Origin of the sequence: Pseudomonas sp. AP42 (assembly GCF_001728935.1) — a bacterium.
GTDB classification, from domain to species: Bacteria; Pseudomonadota; Gammaproteobacteria; order Pseudomonadales; family Pseudomonadaceae; genus Aquipseudomonas; species Aquipseudomonas lactis.
Genome location: NZ_LYSO01000016.1, coordinates 62,473 through 87,626 on the forward strand (window position 1 = coordinate 62,473; position 25,154 = coordinate 87,626).

The window sequence follows — 25,154 nt, forward strand, 5'->3', positions numbered from 1 at the left end:
CCACATCAGGTCAGCGTCAGCATCTTTTCCCCCATCGCCACACGCTCCAGACTTTTAAAATCTCCGACGCACCGATCAATCCAGCCATTGCCAGGACGTTGTACTGCGGCAAAACTCGAGCGCCAATCAACAGGAGCGAAACGGAGGGGATAACGAGCACAAGTCGTAAGGGGGTTTGAAAAAAGACAAGCCACACGACTGATTTTTTCTGAAGAAAAAACATGGCGCAGGATGCAAAAATTGAGGCCTGTAAAACCAACGCCCCCACAAACATAACTATTTGCACATCACTGTGCGCTCGCAAAACAATTGAAGCGCTTATCACATCACTTAGATACGGAATTCTATTGTTTAAAAAACTATTGGACGCATACCAAATGAGATAAATCGCATCCATCGCTCCCCAAAACAGCCAAATTCTGCGACGGCTCATTTTGCACCCTCTTTTTTTTCATACGCCTCATCTGGTGTGACTGGCTGCCAGTGCCATGATTTCCCGCCAATCTGCCACTTGTCCTCGCCCTCCAGAAACCGTTGCGGAGTATGCCGAAGCTCGCCATATCGACGTATGGCAGAGTCGGCGATGCGGTGCTCCTCGAAATCATTCAGTGGTACCCATTGCTGGATAAGTGTTCTGGTCGTATTTGCTAAATCTTTACCGTCAGAACCAAATACTCGACCTTGGTCACCCATAGACCCTAAACGGTTGGCAGCTATAATTGCGGTGTTCTTCACTGCGTCATAGTCAATGCTGAAAAAAGCCCATTTTCCCGGCCCTACCTCCTCCTCGCTTTCAAACCGGCCAGAAGAGAATCCACTTGGAATACATCGCTGTGCATGCAAGTCATTCAAAGCCCCCGTCCGTTCTGAAACAAGCAACCACTCTCCGCTTTTAATCTTGTTAAGTATCTTTTTTCGTCCTTTCCAATTTACACATGAATTTAAACCTACATCACACTCTTTAATAAGCTCAGATAACCCAAGCAAACCAGAAGTAAACGGAAGATGAAATTCAACAATTGACGTCGCAGAAAAAGGACTTATGAGTTCAATAGTCGAAGGATCAAAACTCTGTAGTTTTCCGCGCGGAATTAGCTTTTGCATGTCGCACCCACTCATCAATAGGAGATATCCCTTTGATAAGGAAAACCGTCTGCGGCGGCTATAGTCCGTTTCACCTAGAGAAATAGGACATTTCCCATCTTTTCGCGAAGTGTCTGGATCACCTCTTACTCGCCCATCAACCTCAAGCTCTCCTCCTCAATAAACCCAAACACCTCCTCCGCCACGCTGTACTGAAACTGCTTACGCCGATGCTTGGAAAGCTTCCCACCGTTATCCAGGCACATCATCACCAGCTTTGACAGATCGCTGCCGCGCACATCGTAGCGTTGGTTCACCGCTTTGATCACACGGTCGTAGCGGTCGAGGAATTGGGTTTCTTCGCGCAGTTCCACTTCCAGGGCGCGGCGGGCCATTTGCAGGGTGAATTCGACGCAACGGGTCGCATCCCAGTAGCGATAGATCGAGGGGTGGCCGACGAAGTCGAACGCCATGTGGTCGGCGTCCAGCCAGGTGACGTTCCAGAATTCCCGAGTCGGCTGGGAGAAGGTCTTGAGTGCCTCCAGATAGGCTTGTTCCTCGTGCTTCATGGCGACAGAGACCGGTAGCAGCAAGCCATTTTCCAGTGCGCCGTAGTGGCAGAGCGTCTGGTGAATCAGGAAGCGAGACAGGCGCCCATTACCGTCCATGAACGGGTGCAGGAAGACGAAACCGAAAGCGGTGACCGCGGCCGCCACTAAAGGATCGACGTCTCGCACGGGCTGGTTGGCGAAGGCCATCAGCTCTTCCATCAATTCCTGGCAAAGCGCGGGGGCTGGCGGTACGTAGCTCACACCGGCTGCGCCACGCAGCCCGTTATGCAGATGGTTCTGTTCGTGGCGAAAGGCAACGGCTTTGTCGAAGGGGTTGGAGACGGTGCTGTTTTGCAACTCGACCAAGTAGTCCTCGGTGAGCAAACGGCCTTCGTGGGCCTGGCGCAGGAGTTGAACGAAGCGGCGGGATTTTTCTTCGCTGGGTTGTTCTTTTTCGATGGCAAATGAATCACGGGTTTCGTGCAGGTACGCCCATTGGATGGCGCGATCCATCATTTCGGGTGGGAGGGTGGCCATGAAGGATTTGGCGCGAGCCAATACATCAAGCGCCAACAACGCTTCCAGCTCAGGCGTTCGCTCAACGGTGGCGCAATAATGCAAAGAGCCCAAACCGTTGAAATCCACTCGCCAACGACTGTTGCGAATGCTCGGGCCGGTGACATAGCGCTGGGGATCGAACAAGGGAACCACGCGACCACGAACAGGAAGGGTGTGATCCAGCATTTTCCCGGTAAAGCCTTCCCACAGAAAACAGGCTTTTCGGATAAATGCACCGTTGGGCGAGTCGGCCAGCGCCTCCAAAAACGGTTCTGGGCCAAGCTGTTCAAACACCTGGGCAAGTATCGCCAGGTTCACGCCTTCATGCTTAAGCGCAAACAGCACATGCTCAAACAGTGCATGTTGGGCAGGCGCCACCGAATGGGGCACCGCCAGACAGTCACCAATGAGGGTAATCCTGGTCACCGGCTTGATCATCGCGGCCCGCAACGGTGCGATAAGCTTTAGATCCAGCGCCTCACACAGATGAGCGTATCCGACTGTTGGCATGGCGAGCTTTTCCAGAAAAAATTCACTTAAGCGATTAAAGCCCAGTTTTTTTTACCGCTCACCATTTTTTTTTACATACTCGCATTTCTTTGCATATTTTTTTACACCCCTCGTCCACCCCGCAACATCAGATTCAACTCATCCACCACCACCGCCCAATCCGCATCGTCCAGAATTTCCTCACGCAAAAATGCCTTCTGGGCGTCGCTCCAAAAAAACGCATCCGCCAGTTTCAACTCCGGCTTGAGCGGCGAATGAGAGGCGACAAATTGCTCGATACTGACCGGGTCGTCCGGCAAGCCAAGCTGTTTGAACAAAGCCGGCAAGCTGTGCAGTGGCGATTCCATGAAAGGCTCCTCATAAGTAGGTTCAAGTGAGTCTAGCGGCAGCCTTCAGGTTGCGGCGCCGGTGCGTTGCATAGCACGAACAGCCGCGCCCTGGCGCCACCGCCGTCCTGGCGACTGAGTTCGCGCCAGCCGTTGGGCAGTGGCGCGAATTCATCCGGGGCTTCGTTGCTGCTGATCAACCATGCGCGCCGCGTTTGAGCAGGCAGTGCTGAGAGGCGGTCCAGATAGATGCGGCCACCGTCCTGGTCCACCAACGTGCCGAAGCCATAAGCATTCGGGCGGGTCGCGGTGCCGTCGGGTTTGGGCGGTGTGAAGAGCTGCAGTTGGGCGTCGGTCTGGTCGTAATACACGTAGCTGAGGTACCACATCATGTCGCTGAGGATGATGCGGTCGCCTTCCTGGTAGTTGCGATTGACGAACTCCACCGGCACGTTGAACTGGTCGTGTTCATCCACTTCAAAATTGTTCTTCAACCCCAGCAGTTCTACGCCCGCAAACAGCGCGAACAGCGCCACGCCCAGCCAGGACAAACGGGACGGCAAACGGTCGATGGCAAGCGCCAGGACAATCGGTAGGCCCAACGCATACACCGTGAGGTAGCGCTCGATAAACACCGGCGAGATAAAAGACACGCCATAGACCAGCAGCAGCGGCAGCAGGCAAAACAGTGCCGGCAGGCGCGCCGCGGGGTTGCGCCAGGCCGCCAGTACAACCACCACGGCCAGCAGCAGGGGGAACAGCCAGAACAGCGGCGGCCACAGGCCGAGACCGTCATCCTGCAGCAGGAACTGCCAGACCATCGACGGCAGGGACAGCAGGTTGACCGGCTCTTCCCAACCAATGTCGCCGCCGACTTTGAGCTGTTCGACGTGCTGCACCAAATCCAGCAGGCTGGGCAGCCAGGGCAGATACAACAACACTATCGCCACGTTGGCCGCCCACCAGGCAGGCCGGGTGATCAAGCGCTGACCTGGCGCCTGCAACCCCAGGTACACCCAATGCACCAGCACGCACAGCGCGGTGAAGTAGTGGGTATAGAACCCGGCGCTCATCAACAGCACATACACGGCCAAATAGCGCGTGCGTTCGGGCTGCCTCACCCAGTACACCAGCGCCAGCGTGGCGCCCAGCAGCCACACGCCGAGCAGCGAATACATACGCACTTCCTGGCTGTAGCGCACCGCCGTGGGCAGTAGAGCCAGCAGGATCCCCGCCAGCACGGCTGCGCGTCGGGTGGACAGTTGCCGTGTCAGCCAGATGCCCAGGCCCACGACGGCCACGCCGGGGATCGCACTCAGGCTGCGAATCGAGCCGATGCTGTCGCCGAACACCTCGATCCAACCGCGCAGCAGCAAGAAGTACAGCGGTGGGTGCACATCATGGGCAGCGTGAAACCACAGGTCGGCCAGGGCGTATTCGCTGAGCAACAGGCTGGAACCTTCGTCGCCCCAGATCGCCGCCGAGGTGAGGTGGTAAAACCGCAGGGCCATGGCCAGCGCCAGGATCGGCACCCACCACAGGCGGCTGAGCCAGCCGGCACCTTCCCAGCTCAAGCGATGGACGGTCGGCAATGCTCCCACTTTTTCGTTTTGCTCTACCACAGACCGACGCACCTCAATTCCCCCAGCATGACCCTGCTTGCCTATGCGCAAACACCGCCACTCTAGGCCAAAAGCCCTGGCCTCGCCGCTGGAATCGGACAAATCAGCAATTTGTGTAGGCCTTCACCGAAGCGCTCGTCGGATCAGGCTATTATTGCCCCTTCTCCAAGGACTCAGGATCAAGGAAACGTTATGCGTATCGGTTTGCTGTCACCTCTGGCCCTGGCCCTGCTGGCCGGTTTTTCCCTACCGGCCCAGGCCAGTTCTGACGACTCGTGCTACCCCGACTGGAGGGTATCGCGTGACGGCTACGAGCCGTGCAGCAACCAACCGTTTCTCAGCCCTGGCAACGACAGCCGGGTGAACCTGCGCCTGTTGCTGGCCGACAAAAAAGCCGCGCCCCTGGCCCCCAATGCCTTGGGCGAAGACGACTTGGCGCAAGGCTTCGGCCCGGTGCCGTTTCCGGTATATCGCCTGGTGCCGGTTCCGGCTACGGCTGAGGAGCCGGATAACAAGGCTGACGATTCACGCACAGCCGAACTCGACACCCTGATCCAGCCACTGGGTATCAAGCGCGAGGAGTACACGACCGCAGGCCAGGCCTACCTGAATGGCGAAGGCAGCCGTTGCCGCAGCAATGACGATGACAGCGCCACAGCGTTTATCAGCCAGGTGATCAAAGCCCAGATGCCGCCCGCCGAGCGCGATGTGTTGGTCAAAGCACGCCTGCAGTTGCTGACCACCTGTGACTGGAGCCGCCAGGTGGTGGACGCGCAACTGACCCCGTCGGCCAATGCTCAGTTGTTTCGTACCTATTTGCAGGCCGCCGGCGATTTCTACAGCGGGCGCTTCGATTACGCCGAGCGCGGGTTCGCCGCTGCCTCCACCAGCGATGTGCCATGGCTGAAGGAAACGGCGCTGTACATGACTGCGCGTACTTCACTGAATCAGGCCCAGGCCGAAGCCTTCGACGAATACGGCATGCCGCAACGCGAGCATGTGGATAAGTCGGCCTTGAGCGATGCCGAAGAAGGTTTTCTCAGTTACCTGAAGCATTATCCACAGGGCGATTACGTTGCGTCCGCCCGTGGCCTGTTGCGCCGCGTGCATTGGTTGGCGAACGACGACGCCAAGCTTGCCGAAGACTTCACCTGGCAATTTACCGAGGCCACCGACGCCCAGCGCAATGTGAGCGTGGACGAACTGGTGGAAGAGGCCGACCTCAAGTTACTGATGGTCGGCAACAAAGCCGCGAACAGCCCGATGCTGCAAGTGGTCAGTGACCTGATGGCGATGCGCGCCCACACCCCGCCGCTGTTGAGCCGCGAAGACCTGGATAAGCAAAAGGGTACCTTCGCCAATGAGCCAGCGCTGTTTGACTTCCTGCAAGCCAGCTACGCCCTGTACGTCGAACACCAACCCGACGCGGCCTTGAAACATCTGCCGGCGGATGTGCCGTCGAGCCTGGATTACTTCGCCTTCAGCCAACAGACCCTGCGCGCCCTGGCCCTGGAAGCCAAGCAGGACTGGAAAGGCGCCGAAGCCCTCTGGTTGCAACTGCTACCGCTGGCCAAGCAACCGCTGCAACGCGACCAACTGGAGCTGGCCCTGGCCATGAATTACGAGCGCAGCGGCCAATTGGCCAAGGTGTTCGCCGCCGACTCGCCGATCAGCGCCAAGCAAGTGCGCTACATCCTGCTGCGCAACGTCGCCGGCCCCGACCTGCTGCGCCAGCAGATCGCCAACGCCAGCGACCCGATTGAGCGCCAGAGTGCGCAATTCGTGCTGCTCTACAAAGACCTGCTGCGCGGCCAGTACGCCACCTTCGCCGATGACCTCAAGCAGGCCTCGCTCTCTGACGACAAACTCGGCACCAGCCTGGGCTACACCTATACCAGCGGCCAGACCTTGAAGCTGTTCCAGTGGAATGGCGACAAGGCCGAATCCGGCTACGCCTGCCCAAGCATCGCGCAAACCGCCGCGACCTTGCAGGACGAGGCCAAAAACCCGCACGCCTTGAACTGCTTCGGCGAGTTCATCCTGCGCAATGGCCTGGACGGCATGCCCCTGGAACAACCCCGCGCCGCCGGCAGCCTGGGCAGCACCGCCTCGGACTTCAAGGGTGAAACCTTCTCGCGCCTGGACGGCTACAAACAGGTGATCGCCAACGCCAAGGCGCCGAAAACCGACAAGGCTTATGCGCTGTTCCGCGCCATCAATTGCTACGCGCCGGCCGGTTACAACAGCTGCGGCGGCGAAGACGTGGCGCCGGCGGTGCGCAAAGCCTGGTTCCGCCAACTCAAGAGCGGTTTTGCCGATACCCAGTGGGGCAAATCGCTGCAGTACTACTGGTGAAGCCGCTGTGGCTAGGCTTGCTGTTGCTGGCAAGCCCGGCCTTTGGCGCCGTTAACGCGGGCGACTACGACGCCTTCTGGCTGTGGAGCGGGGTCACGCCCCAGCCGGTGATCAAGCAGGCAAAAACCCTGTACATCCTGCAAGGCCAGATCAACGCCACCCGCCGTGCTCCCCAGCGCGGCGTACAACTGATCGCACAAGGCATGAGCGTGCCGCGCCTTACCCAAGGCCACGTCTGGGTGGTGTACCGCGCCCACACCCTGCGCTGGCCGGAACGGGTCTACACCCAGGTGCTGGGCCAGGTGCAACGCTGGCGAGACGCCGGCAACCCAGTGATCGGTATCCAGATCGACTTCGATGCTCGCACCCAATACCTGCACGAATACGCCGGCTTCCTGCGCGACCTGCGCCAACGCCTGCCCGCCGACCTGCGCCTGAGCATCACCGGCCTGATGGACTGGAGCAGCAACGCCGACCCGGCCGCCATCGCCCAGCTCAAGGGCGTGGTGGATGAAGTGGTGGTGCAGACCTATCAAGGGCGCCATAGCATTCCCGATTACGCAGCATATTTGCCGCGGATGAATCGGCTGGGGGTGCCGTTCAAGATTGGCTTGATTCAGGGCGGAGAGTGGCAAGAGCCAGTGTATCTGCGGGGCAATGAGTGGTTTCGGGGGTATGTGGTGTTTTTGCAGAATCTTTGAAGTTTGGTAACACCTGTAGGAGCGAGCTTGCTCGCGCCTACAAAAAGCCATTAGGGCATCGAGCCGATTTTTTGCAGGTGGCCTTAGAGACTTGGATGATATAAGTTACCTCTACTGCTTTAAAGGGTGATATATCATGCAAGAAACAGCGAAGCCCTACCCCCACAAAGGGTACATCTCAGAGAGAAGCGCTGAACTGATGAGAGGTATCGGCAACGGTATCGAAATAGCCCGCATTCGTCGTCGGTTGAAAATCTCCACCATATGCAGCCGGGCGGGCATTACACGGCAGACGTATCAGCGGCTGAGACAGGGCGAGGCCGGCGTATCCCTCGGCGTGCTGATGAACGTGCTGAGCGCGATGGACTTGGAAGAAAGCATGGCGAGCATCGCGTCACCCGAGCTTGACCAGGTTGGGATTACCATGAGCCTCGCCCGTGAGCCTGAGCGAATTCGCACTGAAGGAGAGCACGATGTCCTGGAAGCCGATTGGTAATGCCTTTGTTTTTTCAGCTCACTTAGTCGGTGACCCGGTCCCTGTTGGCGAAGTGGCCATGCATGGGAATGGATTCGTTTTTCGCTACGCCAACAGTTGGCTCGCACGGCCCGACGCATTTGCGATTGACCCGCTGAGTTTGCCACTGACCCCTAACCAGTATTCCTCGACGCGCATGTTTGGTGTGCTCGACGATGCAACGCCCGACAACTGGGGCCGGCGTGTTCTGCTGGCGACCCACAAACAGCATCCACAGAACGAAGTTGAATGGCTGCTTGCCTCGCGGGGAGCAGGAGTGGGTTGCCTGCTGTTCAGTGCGTCACGAAGTCAGCTGCCAACCCTGCACCACCCCCCGCAATTTGAAGACCTTGAGAAAATCATGGTGGGCCTTGATCGAGTCGAGAAGGGTGACGTCGACCTGCCTGCGGAAATCGCACGGTTATTCGAGTTTGGGAGTTCCATGGGCGGCGCCAGGCCGAAGGTCACCGTGACCCATGAAGGCAAGGAATGGATTGCTAAACTCGGCCGTAGCGACGATGTGTTCGACCAGCCACGGGCGGAATTCGCCAGCCTTCAAATGGCGGATGCTGCAGGTCTACCCGCAGCCGGGCACAAATTGGTAGAGGTGGCCGGCAAACCGGTGTTGATGGTCGAGCGTTTTGACCGACATGAAGGCGCTGGCCGCGAGCACTATGTCAGCTGCAACTCGTTGGTAAGCACTGAGAAACCGAGAATGCGGGTTGATGCGGCTGACGGTGCCGTTTCATATTCCAGAATCGCCGACGTTTTGAAGAAGGTCAGCGATGATGCAACGTTGGATATGCGTGAGCTGTACAAGCGTATGGCTTTCAATGTGCTCATCGGCAATAGCGACGACCACCTGAAACAAACCGGGCTGCTGCTGACCAGCGCCTCGGGTTATTCCCTTGCGCCAGTATTTGACGTGTTGCCCCACCCTACCCAACTAGGCTTGCAGGCGCTCATCATCGGCAATGAAGGCCGGGTATCGTCTGTCAGTAATTTGCTGAGTACGCCTGAACGCTTTGGGTTGGGGGCGGATGAAGCAAGATCCATCGTCACGGATATATATGCCGTCGTGCGAGAAGCCTCCGGCTTTTTCGAAGCGGCAGGCTGTAGCGGTGCCGAGGTACGCATGCTTTCCAATGTGTGTACACGATTTGCAGCGGACCTGGTGTAGGGCGGCAACAGAGCGCACCCTTGAAGGGTGCGCGCCGCAGCCAATATCACCTAAACGCTAAGTTACCAATCGTACGTCAGGCTCGACACCACCGTGCGTCCTTCCCCGTAGTAGCAATCCAGATCACTGGTGCACTGCGAGACGTAGGTCTTGTTGCTGAGGTTCTGCACGTTCATCGCCAGTTTCACGCCCTTGAGCTTGAGCGGCGAGGCGCCCAGGTCGTAGCTCAGGCTTGCATCGTAGACGCTGTAGGACGGCACATTAAAAGCGCCTTCGTAGTCGTCGCCCAGGCTTTGACGGGCATAACGCACGCCCAGGCCCGCGCCCAACCCTGCCAAGGGCGTGTCGCCGAGCACGGTGTAGTTGACCCACATCGAGGCGGTGAGTGGGGAGATGCCGGCCGGGTGGCGACCTTGGCGGCCATCGTTGTCCTTGGTGTATTTGACGTCATTGCGCGCAGCCGAGGCGACCACGTCCCAGGCATCGCTCAAGACGGCCTTGGCTTCCAGTTCAACACCTCGCGAGCGCAGGGCGCCGCTTTGGGTGCTGAAGGTGGTATCCACCGGGTTGGTGGTCAGCACGTTTTCCTGGTCCAGTTGGTACACAGAGGCCTGGATGAAGCTCTTCTGGCCCGGTGGCTGGAACTTCACGCCGACTTCGTACTGTTTGCCGGTGGACGGTTCGAAGGGTTTTCGGTTCGCATCGGTGCCGGCCAGCGGCAGGAAGGATTCCGAATAGCTGACGAAGGGCGACACGCCGTTATCGAACAGGTACACCAGGCCCGCACGGCCGGTGAACGCCTGGTCTTTGCTGGCAAAGCGGGTGTCCTGTATCGGCTCCTTGTTCACCACATTCGCCCAGTCGTAGCGGCCACCGAGTACCAGCACCCATTTATCCAGCTTGATCTGGTCCTGCAGATACAGGCCGGTCTGGGTAATGGTGCGGTCCCAGCGGTACGGTTGGCCGAAGTTCAAGGGCTGGCCGTACACCGGTTTGAACAGGTCGATGATCGGCGGGTTGCGGTCGTACAGGCCATGGAACTGCGAGTTGGAATGGTAGTAGTCCAGGCCAACGATGAAGGTGTGGGACAGTGCGCCCGTGTCGAATTCGGCTGAGCGTGGCAGACAACAACGTTGCCTCCACCGGCCTGGTCAAACAGGGCTGGAACAGCATTGCCGGCCTCGGCAACAACGGCAACGGCGCTGCACCGGACGTGCTGAAAAAAGCCATCGATAACGCCGGCACGCCGAACAACACCTCGGTGGTGACCAACGTCGAGTCTGTCGACAACGTCGCCGCCGGCTCTGGCTCAAAAATCTCCGGCCTGATCTACATGGAAGCGGGCAAGAGCTACACCTTCAGCGGCATCGCCGATGACAGCGTGGTGGTCAACGTTGGCGGTAAAGACGTTGCCAGCGGTTTGTGGGGTACCAACAGCGGCAAGTTCAGCGGCTCGTTCACGCCAACGACCACTGGTTACTACAGCCTTGAGATCTACCAGGCCAACCAAGCGGGGCCTGGCAGCTTTGACGTCAACCTGTCGGTCAACGGCGGGGCGGTGCAGAACTTGAGCACCAGCACCGTGCCGTTGTACACCGGCCTTACCGACCTGACCAACGCCGGCGTAACCCTGTCCGACCTGCATGGCAGCAACGGCGACGGTTACTACGTGGGCTACAAGCTCAACGAAGGCCAGGAAAACGGCACCGTTAAACTGTCCAAGGTCACCACCGCGCTGACCGACACCGACGGCTCCGAAACCCTGAGCGTGAAGATCAGCGGCATCCCGGCAGGCTCGGTACTGACCGACGCGTCTGGGCACACCTTTACTGCGGGTAAAACCGTGGGCGAAGTGAATGTCACCGGCTGGGACCTGAACACCCTGACCATCAAGCCGCCGACCTACTACAGCGGCCAGTTCAACCTGACGGTCACCTCGACTTCCACCGAGAGCATCGGCGGTTCAGCGACCACCACCGCGCAATTGCCCGTCACGGTGCACCCGGCGACCTACAACTCGGTCACCGGCACCTCGGGCAGCGACACTATCAATGGCAGCGATGGCAACGACATCGTCGTGGCCGACATCGCCGGCCTGAACGTGGTGCAGGGCAAGAACTACAACATCGCGTTCATGATCGATACATCGGGCAGTATGGGTGCGGACTCGATAGCAGCGGCAAAAACCTCGCTGACTACCACGTTCAACTCGCTGAAAAACAGTATCGGCGCCAGCACCTCCGGCACTGTGAATATCTTCCTGGCGGATTTCAGCGACCAGGTCAATCGCACGGTGACAGTCAACCTGAAAGACCCAGGTGCATTGGACTCGCTGCAGAAAGTCCTGGATTCCATGGTGTCTACCGGCGGGACCAACTACGAAGACGTGTTCAAGGCCGCGGCCAACTTCTTCAAGAGTGCCCAGGCGACTGGCAACACTGGCGCTATCAATACAACGTACTTCATCACCGATGGTCAGCCGACGTTTTACCAAGCGTCCGAGCAGACCAACCCATACTTGTACGGCAACGTCAGGCTCGATGATGTCGTCACCATGAACAACTACACCATAGGTACCGCCACCCGGATCAACATCGATTCGAATAACTACCTTGATATCAACTCTGCCGGCAAGGTAACCCTCTGGTCTTACGGCTGGGGGTACAACAAGGGAATCATCCACGCCCAAGGGGATGGCACCTATGAAATATCGGTGCAAGGCGGCCTCGGCTACGATACCGACTACTCCACCACCCTCAACTCCAACAGCGCGTTCGCACTGCTTAAAGGTCTGTCCACAGGTGGCGTAGAAGCCATCGGCCTCAACAGTGGGGTCAGCCTGAATCAGTTGGCACCGTACGACAGCGATGGCAAGCCACAGGCCAACATCGATCCGAAGGACCTGGCCAACGCTATCCTCGGCCACACAGAGGCGACGTTGCCGGGCGCGGACACCGTCAGCGGTGGCGACGGCAACGACATCCTCTTCGGCGACCTGGTGAGCTTCAGCGGGATCAATGGCGAGGGTTACAACGCGCTGCAGGCCTTTGTCGCACAGAAGACCGGCGTGGCTGTCTCGGCAGTGACTGCCTCTAACGTTCACCAGTACGTCACCGAGCACTATGTGGACTTCGACGTCTCCGGCGCCAAAGATGCCGGCGATACACTGTTGGGCGGGGCTGGCGATGACATCCTGTTCGGCCAAGGCGGCAACGACACGCTCGATGGCGGCAAAGGCAATGACATCCTGCTGGGTGGCACGGGTAACGACACGTTGATTGGCGGCCAGGGCAACGACATCCTGATCGGTGGCTCGGGTGCCGACACCTTTGTGTGGAAGTCTGGCGACATCGGCAACGATGTGATCAAGGACTTCAAAGCCTCGGAAGGCGACCGCATTGATCTGCGTGATTTGTTGAAAGGTGAAACCGACAGCACCATCGACAACTACCTCAAGATCACCACGGTAGACGGCGTGTCGACCCTGCAAGTGAGCAGTGAAGGCAAGCTCAACGCCGCCGGTGGCTTGGCCAATGCCGATGTGACGATCAAGCTGGAAGGCAACGATTGGTCCCACACCAGCATCAACTCGCTGATCAGTGGTGCCGACCCGACCATCAAGATCGACCACACTTAAGACACGATTAATCGGCCGCCCTTCCAGGCGGCCGATTTTTTGGCCTGCGAGTCGCTGGCCCTGGCGGACGGTGCATCGCATACTCACGCCCATACACACAGCGTTGACCTATGCTGTTGAACGCCTGTGGCGCATTTTCGAGGGGTTGTTATGTTTTACGTGCAACGTGATGCACAGGGCGCGCTGGTTCGCGTGGAGGCTATCGCCTTTGCCGACTCCACCGAAACCCTGCCGGCCGATCACCATGAGATCCAGGCCTGGTATGCCAACGAAGTGGTGGAAACCAGCCTGGCCCAGCTCAAGCAGAGCGACCTGGAGATGATCCGGGTGCTGGACGACTTGATCCAGGTACTGACCCGCAAAGGGGTGATCAGCGTGACCGACCTGCCGCCGGCAGCCCAGGCCAAGTTGATGGACCGTAACCAGGCGCGGGAAGCGTTGGGTGGGTTGAGCCAGTTGATCGATGATGACGAGAAGGGATTGATTTAATCCAACCGCTCCTACCGCTGTAGGAGCGAGCTTGCTCGCGAAAAAACTGAAATCGCCACGGGGGGTCAGGCTTTGCGCGTTTTCGTTGACGATCTTCGCGAGCAAGCTCGCTCCTACAGGTAATTATTTCCAGGGTGCGGGTTCGCCAAACAGTTGGCCCTGCACACCGAAAATTCCCATCTCCCGAATCACCTTCAGTTCGCCCTCGGTCTCTACACGCTCGGCAATCAGCGGCAGGTCGATGCTATGGGCCGCTCGCTGGATGGCCTCGATAAACAGGCGCTTGTCACTTTCCTGGTCGATGGCGCGAATGTAGCTGCCGTCGATCTTCAGGTACGCCAGGCCCAGGCGCGCCAGGTTACCGATCATGCTGAACCGCCCACCGAAACGTTGCAGGCTGAGGGAGAAACCCAGCTCGCGCAGGCGCTGGGTCATCTGTTCCAGCACGTGCTGCTCAGGCAGTTGCTCTTCACCGATCTCCAGGGTGAGGCGTGGGCCCAGGTTGCTGTGCTGGCGTAGCAGGTCATAGATGCGGTTCAGAGCCTGGGTGTCCTGCAGGGTCGCGGCCGAGAGGTTCAGCGCAAGGTTCTCGGTGTGGCTGCTCATCTGCTTGAGCACCTGCTCCAGCATCAGGCGGTCCAGGCGGGCCGACCAACCGAAGCGCTCAAGCCACGGCAGGAAGCGCCCGGCCGGTATGGTGTGACCATCCTCGTCCTGCAAGCGCGACAGCACTTTGTAGTGCAAGACCAACTGCGGGTCCTGGCTGGCCACCACCGGCTGGAAATACAGCTGGAAGCGCTGCTGGGTCAGGGCCTGGTCCAACAAGGTGTGCCAGGCATGGTGATCGTCTCCCACGCTGGCGGCGGCGCTGCGGTCCAGGCACACCCAACTGGTGTCGCCCTGCGCTTGGGCCTGGGCCAGGGCCTGGTCGGCCAGGGTCAACAGGGCTTGGGGCGCGTCGCCATGGCTGAACGGTGCCAGGCCAATGTAGGCGACCGGCGTAACGTCGCTGGCACCGGTCGCTTGCAGGCTGAGCAAAGTGCTTTCGAGGTTTTGCGCCAGTTGCACCGCTTCTTCACGCATCAACCCTGGCGCCAGCACGGCGAACTCACCGCCACGAATACGGGTGACCAGGTTATGGGTTTCCGGGTACGGCGCGCACTGGCGCAGCAGTTGTTCGCCAACCGCTTGCAGCAGCTGGTCGGTACGCTGGCCGCCCAGGCGCTGGTTGAGGCCAGCCAGGTCCTTGACGCGCAGCAACAGCAGGTAGCCAGAGTTGGTCTCTTCCGGGTTACTGACGCGGGCGTTGAGCTGCATCTCGAAATAACGACGGTTGGCGAGGCCGGTGAGGTTGTCCTGGTAGGATTCGGTGCGCAGTTTTTCGCTACGCTCAGCCTGCTCCTGGAAGAGCGCCTTGAGCTTTTCCACCATCTGGTTCATGGCCTGTACCACGCGACGCAGTTCTGGCGTGCGGGGCAAGTCAGGCAGGCTGAGGAACTCGCGGCGGGCAATGGCGTGGGATTGCTTGACCATATAGTCCAACGGCTTCAATTGCCGGCGCAGCAGCAGCCCACCGAGCACCACGCTGACCGCGCCGCACACCAGCAACCAGCCCAGGCTGCCCAGGGCGCTTTGCCAGAGCTTGGCCAGGGCGAACATCGGATGGCTGACCACTTCTACCCGTGCGGCCTGTTCCCAGCCACGGCTGACCAGCGCATCACCGCCGGCCGGCTCCAGGCCGATCAACTTGACGAACCAGTTGGGCACGCCGTTGTTGTCGGGAATACCGCTGCGCTCGACGATGGTTTTGTCGGTGGCCAGGTCCACGACGCGGATGCTGGCGTAGTAACCGCTGTCGAAGATCGAGCTGACCAGCAGCTCCACCATGGCAGGGTCGTCGATATTCGGGGTCAGCGACAACGCCAACGCCGTCGCGGCATCCTGGGCGTGGGAGCGCAGTTGGTTGACATACTGGGTGCGCGAGCCTTCCAGGCTGACCATGAAGCTGCCGCTGAAGGCGACCACCAGGAACAGACAGATTGCGATCAATAGCTGTTTGAACAGAGACATCCGATCAGTTACTCCTAGTTGGCAGGCTCGGCTGGAAAGCCTTCCGCACGCATTTTTCTCAACACATCCTGCCAGCGCGACAGGCGTTTGGTATCACCGACTTTCTTGTTGCCCTTGGCACCGGGCAAGTACAGCCCCTCGGCGTTGAATGAGTACACCGGGACCAGATCGGTGCGACGGGTGGCCGGCAGGATCTCATCCATCAGGCTGTCGAGCACCAGTGGTACCGCGTCGGGGGTCGAGTAATAGGTCAGGACCATGTGCGCTCGATTCTGCCGCAGGGCCTTGACGTACGTAATGCGCAGTTTGTCGCTGGACACCCCCAGATGACGCAAACTGAAATACTTTGCGATGGCGTAGTCTTCGCAGTCACCGGCACCTTTCCAGAGTGCTTCGACGGGTGTCTCCCAATAATCGACAACGTGCCAGAGATCGATGTCTTCCACGTAGGTCATTTGCTTGTTGAAGAACAAATTGACGACCTTGAGCTGGTCCTGCTCACTGACCTGTTTTTCGCTCGCCAATAGCCGCTGCCAGGCGTCGATACGCTGCTGGCCTTGGCCCAACGGCCCGTAGACGGCGGTGGCCTTGCGGCTGATCTGCGAGAAATCCCAATCGGCACGCAGCCCGCCAAGCATCAGGCCAGCCAGTAAAATTGCTGATAAAAGCCAGCAAAGCAGTCGATAGGGAATAAAACTTACCGCCAAAGTGTTCAGTCCATGAAAGAGACGGAATTTCAAGGAATGGTGAAGCCTGGCCCTACAAAAAACAATGGCACAGTGCAATCATTCGCGGGAGCCGCGTTTTTATAACCGCCCCTTGTGAGAGACACAAAGTATGCTGTGTAAGCCCTTACAAACGGAAACTCTGGCTGTTTGACAAGCGCCTGGCCCATCTTTAGTGTTCTTTGGATCCAATTAGCCAAACTATTATTCAAGAAAAGGAGGATAGCGCAACCGTGACGCAGAAGCCGAACCCATTAAGCAGCATCAAAATCAGCGGGCCTATTCCCGCCCATCTTGCGCGCTCGGTTATTGAAGAAACCTTGCGTAATGCCATCCTCGATGGGCGATTGCCCTGTGGCACCGCCATGCGCCAGCAAGAACTGGCCAGCCTGTTCGGCGTGAGCCGCATGCCCGTGCGCGAAGCCTTGCGCCAGCTGGAGGCGCAATCCTTGCTGCATGTGGTGACTCACAAGGGTGCCGTCGTTGCCCCCTTGATCGAGGACAATTCGGCTGAGACCTATGCCTTGCGCATGCTGCTGGAGTCCGAAGCCCTGCGCCTGTCGATTCCGTTGCTCACCGACGCGGACCTTGCTCAAGCCGAGGCCTGTATCAATGCACTGGAAAGCGAAAAAGACTACACCGAGATTGGTCGGCTCAATCGCCTGTTCCACATGGTGTTGTATGGCAAGGCGCCCAACCAGCGGCTACTCACTCTGGTCGAGCACGGGTTGAACGAGGAGGAGCGCTTCCTGCGCTTCAACCTTGAAGCGATGGGGCTGGGCGAGACTTCCCAGGAGGATCACCGCGAACTGCTGAGCCTGGTGGCACAGAAGAGGGTCGAGGAGAGCATCCTGACGCTGCGTAACCACTTGATGCGAGGCATGGAGGTAATCGCGACCTACCTCAGGGGCCTTGAGAGCGCCGACAAAAAAGCCGTGTAGTCGGTTTTTTCGCCTGAGCCCTTAATACTTATGTGACCGAGCAACTTTCCTATCAGGATTGTTGCTCCGTCAGAAATATTAAAAAAATCAACTAAAGGACAATTAACGCCGACTTAGTGCACGGAAAAATCTCACCTACATCCGGGCAACTTACCGCACATATAAATACCCGCAAAGTCCTTTAATACATTTGTATACCGGTTCAAACATTCAATCAGCTTACTATCTTCGCCTAGCAAGCTCCGCTTTCCCAAACCGCTGCGACCGCCTACTTAAAAGGCAGCGGCGTGCACGTGATCGTGGCCAAGTTACTCTTACATCCACAACTATAATATTCCAACACTGCTTTTACAGCACTCGCAACAACTATAGGCGTCAACCATGCATCAATATTTACTTGAGCTAAAAAAACAAAAACTTTTCGGCCACCCGTTATTTATAGAAATAACCACCCTTGGCAAGTTACAACACTTTATGCAATACCATGTATTTGCCGTGTGGGACTTCATGAGCCTGACCAAACGCCTGCAACAGGACCTGACCTGCACGCAACTGCCCTGGCTCCCCTGCGCTGACCCGCGCGCTGCCCGCCTGATCAATGAAATCGTGCTGGCTGAAGAGTCGGACAAACACCCGACGCGAGGCTATTGCAGCCACTTCGAGTTGTACCTGGACGCCATGACGGAAGTGGGCGCCAGCACTGTCACAATCACCCGCTTTATCGAGCTGCAAAGCCAGGGAGTGGAGGTAAGCGCAGCCTTGCAAATGATCGGTGCGCCCCCAGGCGTGGCCCGCTTCGTCGACAGCACCTTGCAAATCGCCTTGAGCGCTCCGACCCACTGTGTGGCGGCGGCGTTCCTGCATGGCCGCGAGAGTGTAATTCCGTCTATGTTCCAGAGGCTTTTGCATAGCCATGCTTTCATAGGTCGGCAGGCCCCTACGTTATGTCACTACCTCAGCCGCCATATCGAAATGGACAGCGATGATCACGGGCCTGCGGCGCATCAGTTGCTACAGCGCCTGATCGAAGCAGACCCCAGCCGTCATAGACAGGCCGATAACGCCGCCCTGGGCGCCGTGGAGAGTCGTATTACCCTCTGGGACGACGTACTGGCCTCGATGCAAGAGGTACGCCCGTGAACGCCGCCCACTACCAATCCTTTGCCGATGACTGGGAGCGTCGCGCAACCATCCGCACACGCCCCCGGCGGATGTTGGAGGACGACGACAAACTCATCTTCCCCCTGTGCCGCCAGCCTCTGGTGCTGAGTGCAACCTTTCTCAAGCACTGCCCACAATGGCGCGACTTCGTACTGGTGCAAAGCTTCTATAAATTCATCAATGACGTGGTGATTTTCGAAACCGAGATCGTCGACAAAACCGCGCGCAGCATCGCTAAAAATCGCTTCTCCCTGCCCTTTCCCCTCGCCTGCCGCTACGACGCGATGACGGTCGTTGTCGACGAGGATTACCACGCGCTGGTCGCGCTGGATTTCCTGCAGCAAGCCGTGGAGATGACCGGAATCCAACCGCTTGATCTACCCGGGCAAATTGAATTGGGCCGCGCGCTGCCGGCAGCCCAGGCGCAGGTACCGGTATATTTGCACGATGCCGTTGAGCTGATCGGCGTCGCCATCGCCGAGAACACCGTCACCCATGACGTCGCAGCGTTTTCCAAAGACGGCAGCGTCAAATCCTCTGTCCGCGGCCTGATGGCCGATCATCTGTTTGATGAAGGGCGGCATGCGCGGTTCTGGACACAGTTGGTGCGTCTCTACTGGCAATCGGCAAGCTCGCAAGCTCGCGACCACATTGCTCAAGCCCTGCCCGTGTTCCTGACGCACTACCTGACCAACGACCTACAGAAAGACTTCGATCTGCAACTGATCGAACACTTGGTTATCAGTGCCGACGCTCGCCTGGCACTGCGCGATGAAATCCAGGCGCTGGACTTTCCCATCACCCATCAACATCCGCTGGTGGCCAATATCATGGGCTTTCTGCACCACAGCGGTGTACTGCAAACCCCTAGCGTGGCACGAGCCCTGAGCGACTACCTGCCCGTATCGAGGAGGTTGGCATGAGGCGCTTGCAGATCGAGTGGCGGGGCACCAGTAAAGCTCTGGAGGCGCTCAAGCAGGAGCTGGAGCAATATGGGCATGTGGCAGTAACGGAGTCTGTCGACCTGGTGATTGAAGACGGGAGTCAGCCGCTGTCGCCCTCGCCCACCAGTGCGCCTTGGCTAAGCTTGCGCGTGGGTATCGGCCCGCTCTGCGAACACGGGCTGCCCTTACTGCAGTTGCGCTGCTATGACCGCGAGCGGCGCCTGCTAGATGTGCAAGACGTTGCCCAGGAGCCCAGCGGTAATGGGCAGCGGTTGCGCCAGCAGGCAACGGATGCATTGGTGGAGTGCGCAGCTTTGTTGGTCTGCGGTTTCTCAAGAGACCCCGCTTATTTCTCGGCAACGGCCACTGCTAATACCTGGCCTGAACAGGGTCTGCAAGAGCTGGATGCCTTGGCTTTCAAGCACCGGTTCAACCACACGGCAGACCCTGCCTTACTGCACGCGGCCCGGACGCCCATGATCGAACGGCTGCAGGCCAGCCTTCATACCTTCGCGCATCGAACCGCGCTGAACATCGCCGGTCACGTGCTGACTTATCGGCAGCTCGAGCAACAAGCCATGGCAATCCAACAACGCCTGCTTCCCCTGCTGGAGAGTGCCGAGTCACCCCGAGTAGTCGGCGTATGCTTGGAGAAATCCGCCGAGCTGTACGCCAGCATTCTTGCGGTACTGGGCTGCGGCGCCGTGTATTTGCCGCTGGTCCCGGACCATCCGAAGCAACGCCAGCACTGCATGCTGACCAGCCTCAAGGCGTGCGTGCTGCTGGAGAACGGCCAGCACCCGCTGCGAGAGCGTTTCGTTTCACTGGATGTGAGCCAGGTCGCAGCGCATAGCGCCGACATGACGCAACCGCTGATGCGCCATCGTCCCGGTGCCGACGAGCCCTGCGTGGCACTGTTCACCTCGGGTACGACGGGCCAGCCTAAGGGGGTACTGCTGAGCCAATACAACCTGGCGCATTTCACGGCCTGGCTCGTCAGGCGCGTGGCGTTGGATCAACACAGCCGCGTCCTGCAGTTTTCGTCGCTGGGCTTTGATTCGTCACTGATCGATATTTTCCCGGCCTTGATCGCCGGCGCCGAGTTGATTGTCCCCAGTGCAGACCAACGTCACGACCCTCAGCAACTGGTAGAGCTGATTCGCCAGCAACGCGTCACGCATGGGTTCGTGCCACCGGCGCTGCTCAGTATCCTGCCGCTGGATCAGCCGTTAGGCATGTCTCATCTGCTGACCGGAGGTGATTTCTGCGAGCCCTGCGTGATCGAACAACTGGCCGGTCAATGCCAACTGCATAACCTCTATGGGCCGACCGAGGCCACTGTGTTGGCGACCCATCGCGTGTTCCAAAAAGGTGACAGCCATCGCAATATCGGCCTCCCCATTGCCAACAGCCAGGTGCTGATTCTCGACGAGAACCTGCAGCCCGTGGATGAACAGGTGATGGGCGACTTGTACATTGTCGGCCCAGGCGTAAGCCTGGGTTATTCCAATGCACTGTCTCCGGTCGACAATCCGTTTGTGGCGCTGACACTGCCAAATGGGCATGTGCTACAGGCTTATCGTAGCGGCGACTTGGCGAAATGGACGCAGGAGGGCATCGAACTGGGTGGCCGCCGAGATGAACAAGTCAAGATTCGCGGTTTTCGAGTTCAGCCCCAGGATATTGAGCAGTGCTTGCGCGACAGTCGCTTGTTTCGCCAAGTGGCAGTAGTGATCGATGCGGCACACAGAGTCATCGGGTTTGCCGCCCGGCCAGAACCTGGCGCTACGCTGGCAAGCCTGAAGGAACACGCTCGGCAATGGTTGCCCGTGCACATGCAGCCAAGCGCCTGGAGCGAGCTGGCAGGCATGCCCCGTTCGGATAACGGCAAGATCGATCGCAAAGCCTTACTGGCCATGCCAATACCCACACCCGTCGAGGTGAGCCGCTGCCGCGTACAAGACCCTTTGCAGGCACAACTGGCTGACCTGTGGGGTGAACTGTTGGGATTACCCGCTGGCGACCTCTCGATCGATGAAAGTTTTTTCAACCTCGGTGGCCACTCCATCCTGTTGTCGACCCTATTGCTACGCCTGCGCGAGCAGTTTGGCCGAAGCTTCTGCCTGAGCCCCTTTTTTGAGACACCGACCATTCGCACATTGGCCGCACTCATGGATGGCGGCACGCTGCCGGATACCCAGTCCAACCAGATGGAGCAAGACGCGACGCGAGCACTGGCGGTCGAAGTGCTGCCCGAGGCCCTTGCGGGAGATTCGCGCAAAGCCATCGTCACTGGCGCGAACAGCTTTGTCGGGGTGCATATCGTCCAGGCACTGCTGACTGGCGGAGCGCAGGACGTGGCGTGCCTAGTGCGTGAGTTGCCCGGCCATTCGGCGGCGGCAAGGTTCGCCCAGGCATTGCGTGAATACCGCTTGGAACATCTGGACCTGAGCCGAGTGCAGGTATACGCCGCTGATATTCGTAAACCCCGCCTGGGCTTGGCGGACGATGTGTACGAGCACCTCGCCCGTCATTACGGCGTGGTGGTGCATAACGCCGCGCAGGTCAATCATGTGATGGATTACGCCTCACTCGCCAAGGACAACGTCGAACCTCTGCTGGAGTGCCTGCGTCTTTGCGAGACCCACTGCAAGAAGGTCCTCAATTTCATCTCGACGCTGTCAGCCTGCAGCAGCGTGGACGTCGATGGCTACGTACTTGAAGCGCCAGCCCAGCGCACACTGCCGCTCTACGTGAAAAACGGCTACAACCTCTCCAAGTGGGTCGCCGAGCGGCTATTAGGACGAGCAGTCGAGCAAGGGGCCTGGGTTAATATTCATCGCCCGGGGAATATCAGCTTCAACAGCCAGAACGGTGTTTGTCAGCCACAGAAAAACCGCTTGCTGTTGATGCTCAAGGGGTCTCTGCAATTGGGGCTCGTCCCGCGACTGGACGCCAATTTCGATCTGATGCCGGTGGACTTCCTGGCGCGTTTCATCGCCTTCCATAGCGCTCATTTTGACACCGAGCGAAACGTGTTCAACTTGCACAATCCGCAGCCCTTGAATTGGGATCAGTACCTCGATGCCTTCAGCGAGGCTGGGCACGTTTTTGACCGAGTCAGCGTTGAACACTGGCAACGGGCGTTGCGCAACGTAAGTCGCGATAACGCACTGTTCGGGGTGCTGGGCTTTTACCTGGACGGACTGGGCGAAGACATCGGTGATACATCGATGATCCGTTACGACAATGCCCGGTGGGGCTTGGAAAAAATGGGGATGTGCTATCCACCCAAGAGCCAGGCGCTGTTACGCAAAGGCTGCGACTACCTGAGCGCTATCAACTTCCTCTGAATAGCACCGTGGACGCAGGGCAAAACAGTCGGAGCGAGAGGCCTCGCTCCGATGCAGTCAGGATCAGATCTTGAAGCTATCGACCAATTGCTTCAGTCGGCTGGCCTGCTGGGACAGCGCATCGCAGTCCTTGAGCGTCTCGTTGAGGTTGGCCACACCCTGCTGGTTCAAGAGGTTGATCTGGTTGATATCGACGTTGAGGGTTTCAACCACTGCGGTCTGCTCTTCAGTCGCGGCCGCGACGGATTGGTTCATGCCATCAATCTCAACGATACGTTGCGTCACGCTGACCAGGCGCTCACCTGCCTGGTTGGCGACTTCGACACTTTCTTCGCTGGAAGCCTGGCTGGCGTTCATGGTGGTCACAGCTTCCCGCGAGCCCACTTGCAGCGAAGTGATCATCTTATGGATTTCTTCTGCCGACTCCTGGGTACGGTGCGCCAAATTACGCACTTCATCCGCCACCACGGCAAAACCACGCCCGGCCTCGCCAGCACGGGCCGCTTCGATCGCAGCGTTGAGGGCGAGCAAGTTGGTTTGTTGGGAAATACCTTTGATCACATCCAGGATGTGCCCGATGTTGTCGGTGCTGGCATTAAGGGTCTCGATCTGAGTGCAGGACAGGCTGATCTTCTGCGACAACTCAGACATCGCCTGGATGGTTTGCTCCACCACTTTACGACCATCGTCAGCTTGTTCGCTGGCACCACTGGCGTGCTGGGACGCATCCGCGGCGTTACGCGCGATTTCCTGGGTGGCAGCGCCCAGTTCGTTGATGGCTGCGGCCACGCTGTTGGTACGCGCGCTCTGTTCGTCAGAACCGATAATCGACGCATTGGATGAAGCCATCACACGCTGGGACAAATCGTGCACCTGGCGCGTTGCCGAAGACACTTCGGAAATCGACGCGTGAATTCGCTCGACGAACTGGTTGAATGCGCTGCCGACCTCGCCGAACTCGTCTTTGCTGGTCACGTCCAGACGTCGGGTCAAATCACCTTCGCCTTGGGCAATGTCCTGCATGGCCACGCCCATGGTGGTCAGCGGGCGCAACAGCACTTGAATCAACAGGCTCAGGAGCACCGCAATGGCAACAACGGCAATCAACATTGCAATCAAGGCCGAAGTACGGAATTTGCCCAGCGGGGCGTAGGCTTTTTCTTTGTCGATCGACAGGCCAATGTACCAGTCAGCGCCAGGCAAGCCGCTGATAGGCGTGAAAGAGAGGATGCGATCCTGTCCTTTGAGTACGACGTCCTGGTTGAGCTTCTCAATGCGTACGTTGGTGCCAGGGTAGATGTCCTTGAGGTTCTTCATAACCTGGTCCTGGTCCGGACTGACGATGACCTGACCATCACCGCTGACCAGGAACGCATGGCCGATACCACCGAAGTCTACCGAGTTGATGATCTTCACCAGTGTCTGCAGGCTCAGGTCACCACCGACAACACCCAACAACTCGCCGTTCTTTTTCACCGGCATGGCAATTGTCACGATCTGACCGCCCACAGCCGCCATATAAGGCGGAGTAAGCATGGTTTTGTCCGCCACTACTGCTTGCTTGTACCAAGGGCGCTGACGAGGGTCGTAGTCGTCAGGCATCTTCGCGTCAGGGCGCTGGGTGAATACCCCGTTGGCTTGTCCCACATAGGTGAACTGGAAGTTGCTGGTAAACGCTGGTTGATCGACCAAACCAGGAAGATCGGCGGCGCTGCCCTGGTGGGCAACGTTCTGCGCCAGATTCTCGAGAACCAAGATGCGACCACTGAGCCAGTTCTGCACACTGCTGGCAGTGAGCTCGCCGGATTGCTGGATGGACGAAGTGAGGTTTTGCCTGATGGTGCTGCGCTGCAGGTAGTCGTTGTAGAGCGTGAATAACGCGAAGGCTAAAACCACGACGCCTGACGCGGCCAACAGAATTTTATGACTGAACTTGAGATTCATTTCATCGACTTCTTTTGCCAAAGGGGGGTGAGCGTGCCGAGTGGAACATTCCATGTAACGGGATAGGCGGACTCTGCGGTCGCTCTATTTCGGTGCACGCATGGCTCGTCAGGCTTTCGGCCAAACTTCGACAAATCTTAGGAATTTGTGAGAAGCATCTTCTTTTAGCGTAGGAAACCGACAGGCGGTAGGGGTAAGGCAGATTGGCTGTGATGGGCTGCCCTAAACGACAAAACCCCTGTCTGCGTTAGCAGACAGGGGTTTCGGAATTCAATCTTGACGATGACCTACTCTCACATGGGGAAACCCCACACTACCATCGGCGATGCATCGTTTCACTGCTGAGTTCGGGATGGGATCAGGTGGTTCCAATGCTCTATGGTCGTCAAGAAATTCTGTGTACCAGACCGTTGCGTTGGCAACGTGCCGGTGAAATTCATGAGCTTCTACATAAACAAAACCCCTGTCTGCGTTAGCAGACAGGGGTTTT

At 58.3% G+C, this 25,154-nt stretch carries 17 protein-coding genes, 1 rRNA gene and 2 pseudogenes; 10 read left to right on the forward strand and 10 right to left on the reverse strand.

Features of this window, described 5'->3' with window-relative positions; translation table 11 throughout:
* Positions 1 to 16: 16 nt before the first annotated feature.
* The 5 genes from A7K61_RS08975 to A7K61_RS08990 all read right to left on the reverse strand — a co-directional run bounded on the left by A7K61_RS08975 (position 17) and on the right by A7K61_RS08990 (position 4,662).
* Positions 17 to 433, reverse strand: coding sequence for a hypothetical protein (locus A7K61_RS08975; protein ID WP_044270381.1), 417 nt, complete (start codon positions 431 to 433; stop codon positions 17 to 19).
* Positions 430 to 1,104: a hypothetical protein gene (locus A7K61_RS32305; RefSeq protein WP_139129475.1), complete on the reverse strand. Its 675-nt coding sequence runs from the start codon at positions 1,102 to 1,104 to the stop codon at positions 430 to 432. The genes A7K61_RS08975 and A7K61_RS32305 overlap by 4 nt, the downstream gene beginning before the upstream one ends.
* A gap of 125 nt (positions 1,105 to 1,229) precedes the next feature.
* Positions 1,230 to 2,702, reverse strand: a complete 1,473-nt coding sequence (locus A7K61_RS08980) for a Fic family protein (RefSeq protein WP_047712287.1) — start codon at positions 2,700 to 2,702, stop codon at positions 1,230 to 1,232.
* 101 nt (positions 2,703 to 2,803) lie between these two features.
* On the reverse strand, positions 2,804 to 3,049 hold the full coding sequence (locus A7K61_RS08985; protein ID WP_044270377.1) for a DUF2789 domain-containing protein: 246 nt from the start codon (positions 3,047 to 3,049) through the stop codon (positions 2,804 to 2,806).
* Positions 3,050 to 3,081: 32 nt separating this feature from the next.
* A complete protein-coding gene (locus A7K61_RS08990) occupies positions 3,082 to 4,662 on the reverse strand; it encodes a glycosyltransferase family 39 protein (RefSeq protein ID WP_069557438.1) in 1,581 nt (526 codons plus the stop codon).
* A gap of 180 nt (positions 4,663 to 4,842) precedes the next feature.
* Between A7K61_RS08990 and A7K61_RS08995 the strand changes: the two genes are divergently transcribed.
* The 4 genes from A7K61_RS08995 to A7K61_RS09010 all read left to right on the forward strand — a co-directional run bounded on the left by A7K61_RS08995 (position 4,843) and on the right by A7K61_RS09010 (position 9,400).
* Positions 4,843 to 7,005, forward strand: a complete 2,163-nt coding sequence (locus tag A7K61_RS08995) for an outer membrane assembly lipoprotein YfiO (protein ID WP_069557439.1) — start codon at positions 4,843 to 4,845, stop codon at positions 7,003 to 7,005.
* A complete protein-coding gene (locus tag A7K61_RS09000; protein WP_069557440.1) occupies positions 7,002 to 7,706 on the forward strand; it encodes a DUF3142 domain-containing protein in 705 nt (234 codons plus the stop codon). The genes A7K61_RS08995 and A7K61_RS09000 overlap by 4 nt, the downstream gene beginning before the upstream one ends.
* Before the next feature lie 136 nt (positions 7,707 to 7,842).
* Positions 7,843 to 8,202 carry a helix-turn-helix transcriptional regulator gene (locus A7K61_RS09005; RefSeq protein ID WP_047712283.1) on the forward strand — a complete coding sequence of 120 codons (360 nt, stop codon included), beginning with the start codon at positions 7,843 to 7,845 and terminating at the stop codon, positions 8,200 to 8,202.
* Positions 8,180 to 9,400, forward strand: a complete 1,221-nt coding sequence (locus A7K61_RS09010; protein WP_083263068.1) for a type II toxin-antitoxin system HipA family toxin — start codon at positions 8,180 to 8,182, stop codon at positions 9,398 to 9,400. Before A7K61_RS09005 ends, A7K61_RS09010 begins: the two co-directional genes overlap by 23 nt.
* A 62-nt stretch (positions 9,401 to 9,462) precedes the next feature.
* Here A7K61_RS09010 and A7K61_RS09015 read toward each other — a convergent pair.
* Positions 9,463 to 10,512: pseudogene (locus tag A7K61_RS09015) on the reverse strand (TonB-dependent siderophore receptor); the annotation flags it as partial.
* Here A7K61_RS09015 and A7K61_RS09020 point away from each other — a divergent pair.
* Positions 10,512 to 13,037 (forward strand): annotated as a pseudogene (locus A7K61_RS09020) (type I secretion C-terminal target domain-containing protein); the annotation flags it as partial. The pseudogenes A7K61_RS09015 and A7K61_RS09020 sit on opposite strands and share 1 nt — an antisense overlap.
* 150 nt (positions 13,038 to 13,187) lie before the next feature.
* Positions 13,188 to 13,526 (forward strand): hypothetical protein, encoded by a 339-nt coding sequence (locus A7K61_RS09025; protein WP_032894252.1) that lies wholly within the window; start codon positions 13,188 to 13,190, stop codon positions 13,524 to 13,526.
* Between the two features lie 123 nt (positions 13,527 to 13,649).
* Here A7K61_RS09025 and lapD read toward each other — a convergent pair whose 3' ends face one another.
* Together lapD and lapG are read right to left on the reverse strand one after the other, a co-directional pair.
* Complete coding sequence (gene lapD, locus A7K61_RS09030) at positions 13,650 to 15,596, reverse strand: cyclic di-GMP receptor LapD (RefSeq protein WP_069557441.1); 1,947 nt, start codon at positions 15,594 to 15,596, stop codon at positions 13,650 to 13,652.
* A gap of 14 nt (positions 15,597 to 15,610) precedes the next feature.
* Positions 15,611 to 16,234: a cysteine protease LapG gene (gene lapG / locus A7K61_RS09035; RefSeq protein WP_019819857.1), complete on the reverse strand. Its 624-nt coding sequence runs from the start codon at positions 16,232 to 16,234 to the stop codon at positions 15,611 to 15,613.
* A gap of 320 nt (positions 16,235 to 16,554) precedes the next feature.
* On the opposite strand from lapG, the gene A7K61_RS09040 reads away from it, so the two are divergent.
* From A7K61_RS09040 to A7K61_RS09055, 4 genes are all read left to right on the forward strand, one after another.
* The gene (locus A7K61_RS09040; protein WP_032894258.1) at positions 16,555 to 17,262 is read left to right on the forward strand and encodes a GntR family transcriptional regulator; all 708 of its coding nucleotides are present in this window, start codon (positions 16,555 to 16,557) and stop codon (positions 17,260 to 17,262) included.
* 381 nt (positions 17,263 to 17,643) lie between these two features.
* Positions 17,644 to 18,402: a DUF3050 domain-containing protein gene (locus A7K61_RS09045; RefSeq protein ID WP_069557442.1), complete on the forward strand. Its 759-nt coding sequence runs from the start codon at positions 17,644 to 17,646 to the stop codon at positions 18,400 to 18,402.
* On the forward strand, positions 18,399 to 19,346 hold the full coding sequence (locus tag A7K61_RS09050) for a diiron oxygenase (RefSeq protein WP_032894262.1): 948 nt from the start codon (positions 18,399 to 18,401) through the stop codon (positions 19,344 to 19,346). The genes A7K61_RS09045 and A7K61_RS09050 overlap by 4 nt, the downstream gene beginning before the upstream one ends.
* Positions 19,343 to 22,720, forward strand: coding sequence for an amino acid adenylation domain-containing protein (locus A7K61_RS09055; protein ID WP_069557443.1), 3,378 nt, complete (start codon positions 19,343 to 19,345; stop codon positions 22,718 to 22,720). Before A7K61_RS09050 ends, A7K61_RS09055 begins: the two co-directional genes overlap by 4 nt.
* Positions 22,721 to 22,783: 63 nt before the next feature.
* On the opposite strand, the gene A7K61_RS09060 is transcribed toward A7K61_RS09055, so the two are convergent.
* Both A7K61_RS09060 and rrf read right to left on the reverse strand, forming a co-directional pair.
* Positions 22,784 to 24,664 (reverse strand): methyl-accepting chemotaxis protein, encoded by a 1,881-nt coding sequence (locus tag A7K61_RS09060; protein ID WP_044270342.1) that lies wholly within the window; start codon positions 24,662 to 24,664, stop codon positions 22,784 to 22,786.
* Positions 24,665 to 24,938: 274 nt separating this feature from the next.
* Positions 24,939 to 25,054, reverse strand: a 5S ribosomal RNA gene (gene rrf / locus A7K61_RS09065).
* Positions 25,055 to 25,154: the final 100 nt, after the last annotated feature.

Coding starts and splice junctions, on each gene's coding strand:
- A7K61_RS08975 (WP_044270381.1), bottom strand. CDS start 433: ATGAGCCGTCGCAGAATTTGGCTGTTTTGGGGAGCGATGGATGCGATT.
- A7K61_RS32305 (WP_139129475.1), bottom strand. CDS start 1,104: ATGCAAAAGCTAATTCCGCGCGGAAAACTACAGAGTTTTGATCCTTCG.
- A7K61_RS08980 (WP_047712287.1), bottom strand. CDS start 2,702: ATGCCAACAGTCGGATACGCTCATCTGTGTGAGGCGCTGGATCTAAAG.
- A7K61_RS08985 (WP_044270377.1), bottom strand. CDS start 3,049: ATGGAATCGCCACTGCACAGCTTGCCGGCTTTGTTCAAACAGCTTGGC.
- A7K61_RS08995 (WP_069557439.1), top strand. CDS start 4,843: ATGCGTATCGGTTTGCTGTCACCTCTGGCCCTGGCCCTGCTGGCCGGT.
- A7K61_RS09005 (WP_047712283.1), top strand. CDS start 7,843: ATGCAAGAAACAGCGAAGCCCTACCCCCACAAAGGGTACATCTCAGAG.
- A7K61_RS09010 (WP_083263068.1), top strand. CDS start 8,180: ATGTCCTGGAAGCCGATTGGTAATGCCTTTGTTTTTTCAGCTCACTTA.
- A7K61_RS09025 (WP_032894252.1), top strand. CDS start 13,188: ATGTTTTACGTGCAACGTGATGCACAGGGCGCGCTGGTTCGCGTGGAG.
- lapD (WP_069557441.1), bottom strand. CDS start 15,596: ATGTCTCTGTTCAAACAGCTATTGATCGCAATCTGTCTGTTCCTGGTG.
- lapG (WP_019819857.1), bottom strand. CDS start 16,234: ATGCTTGGCGGGCTGCGTGCCGATTGGGATTTCTCGCAGATCAGCCGC.
- A7K61_RS09045 (WP_069557442.1), top strand. CDS start 17,644: ATGCATCAATATTTACTTGAGCTAAAAAAACAAAAACTTTTCGGCCAC.
- A7K61_RS09055 (WP_069557443.1), top strand. CDS start 19,343: ATGAGGCGCTTGCAGATCGAGTGGCGGGGCACCAGTAAAGCTCTGGAG.
- A7K61_RS09060 (WP_044270342.1), bottom strand. CDS start 24,664: ATGAATCTCAAGTTCAGTCATAAAATTCTGTTGGCCGCGTCAGGCGTC.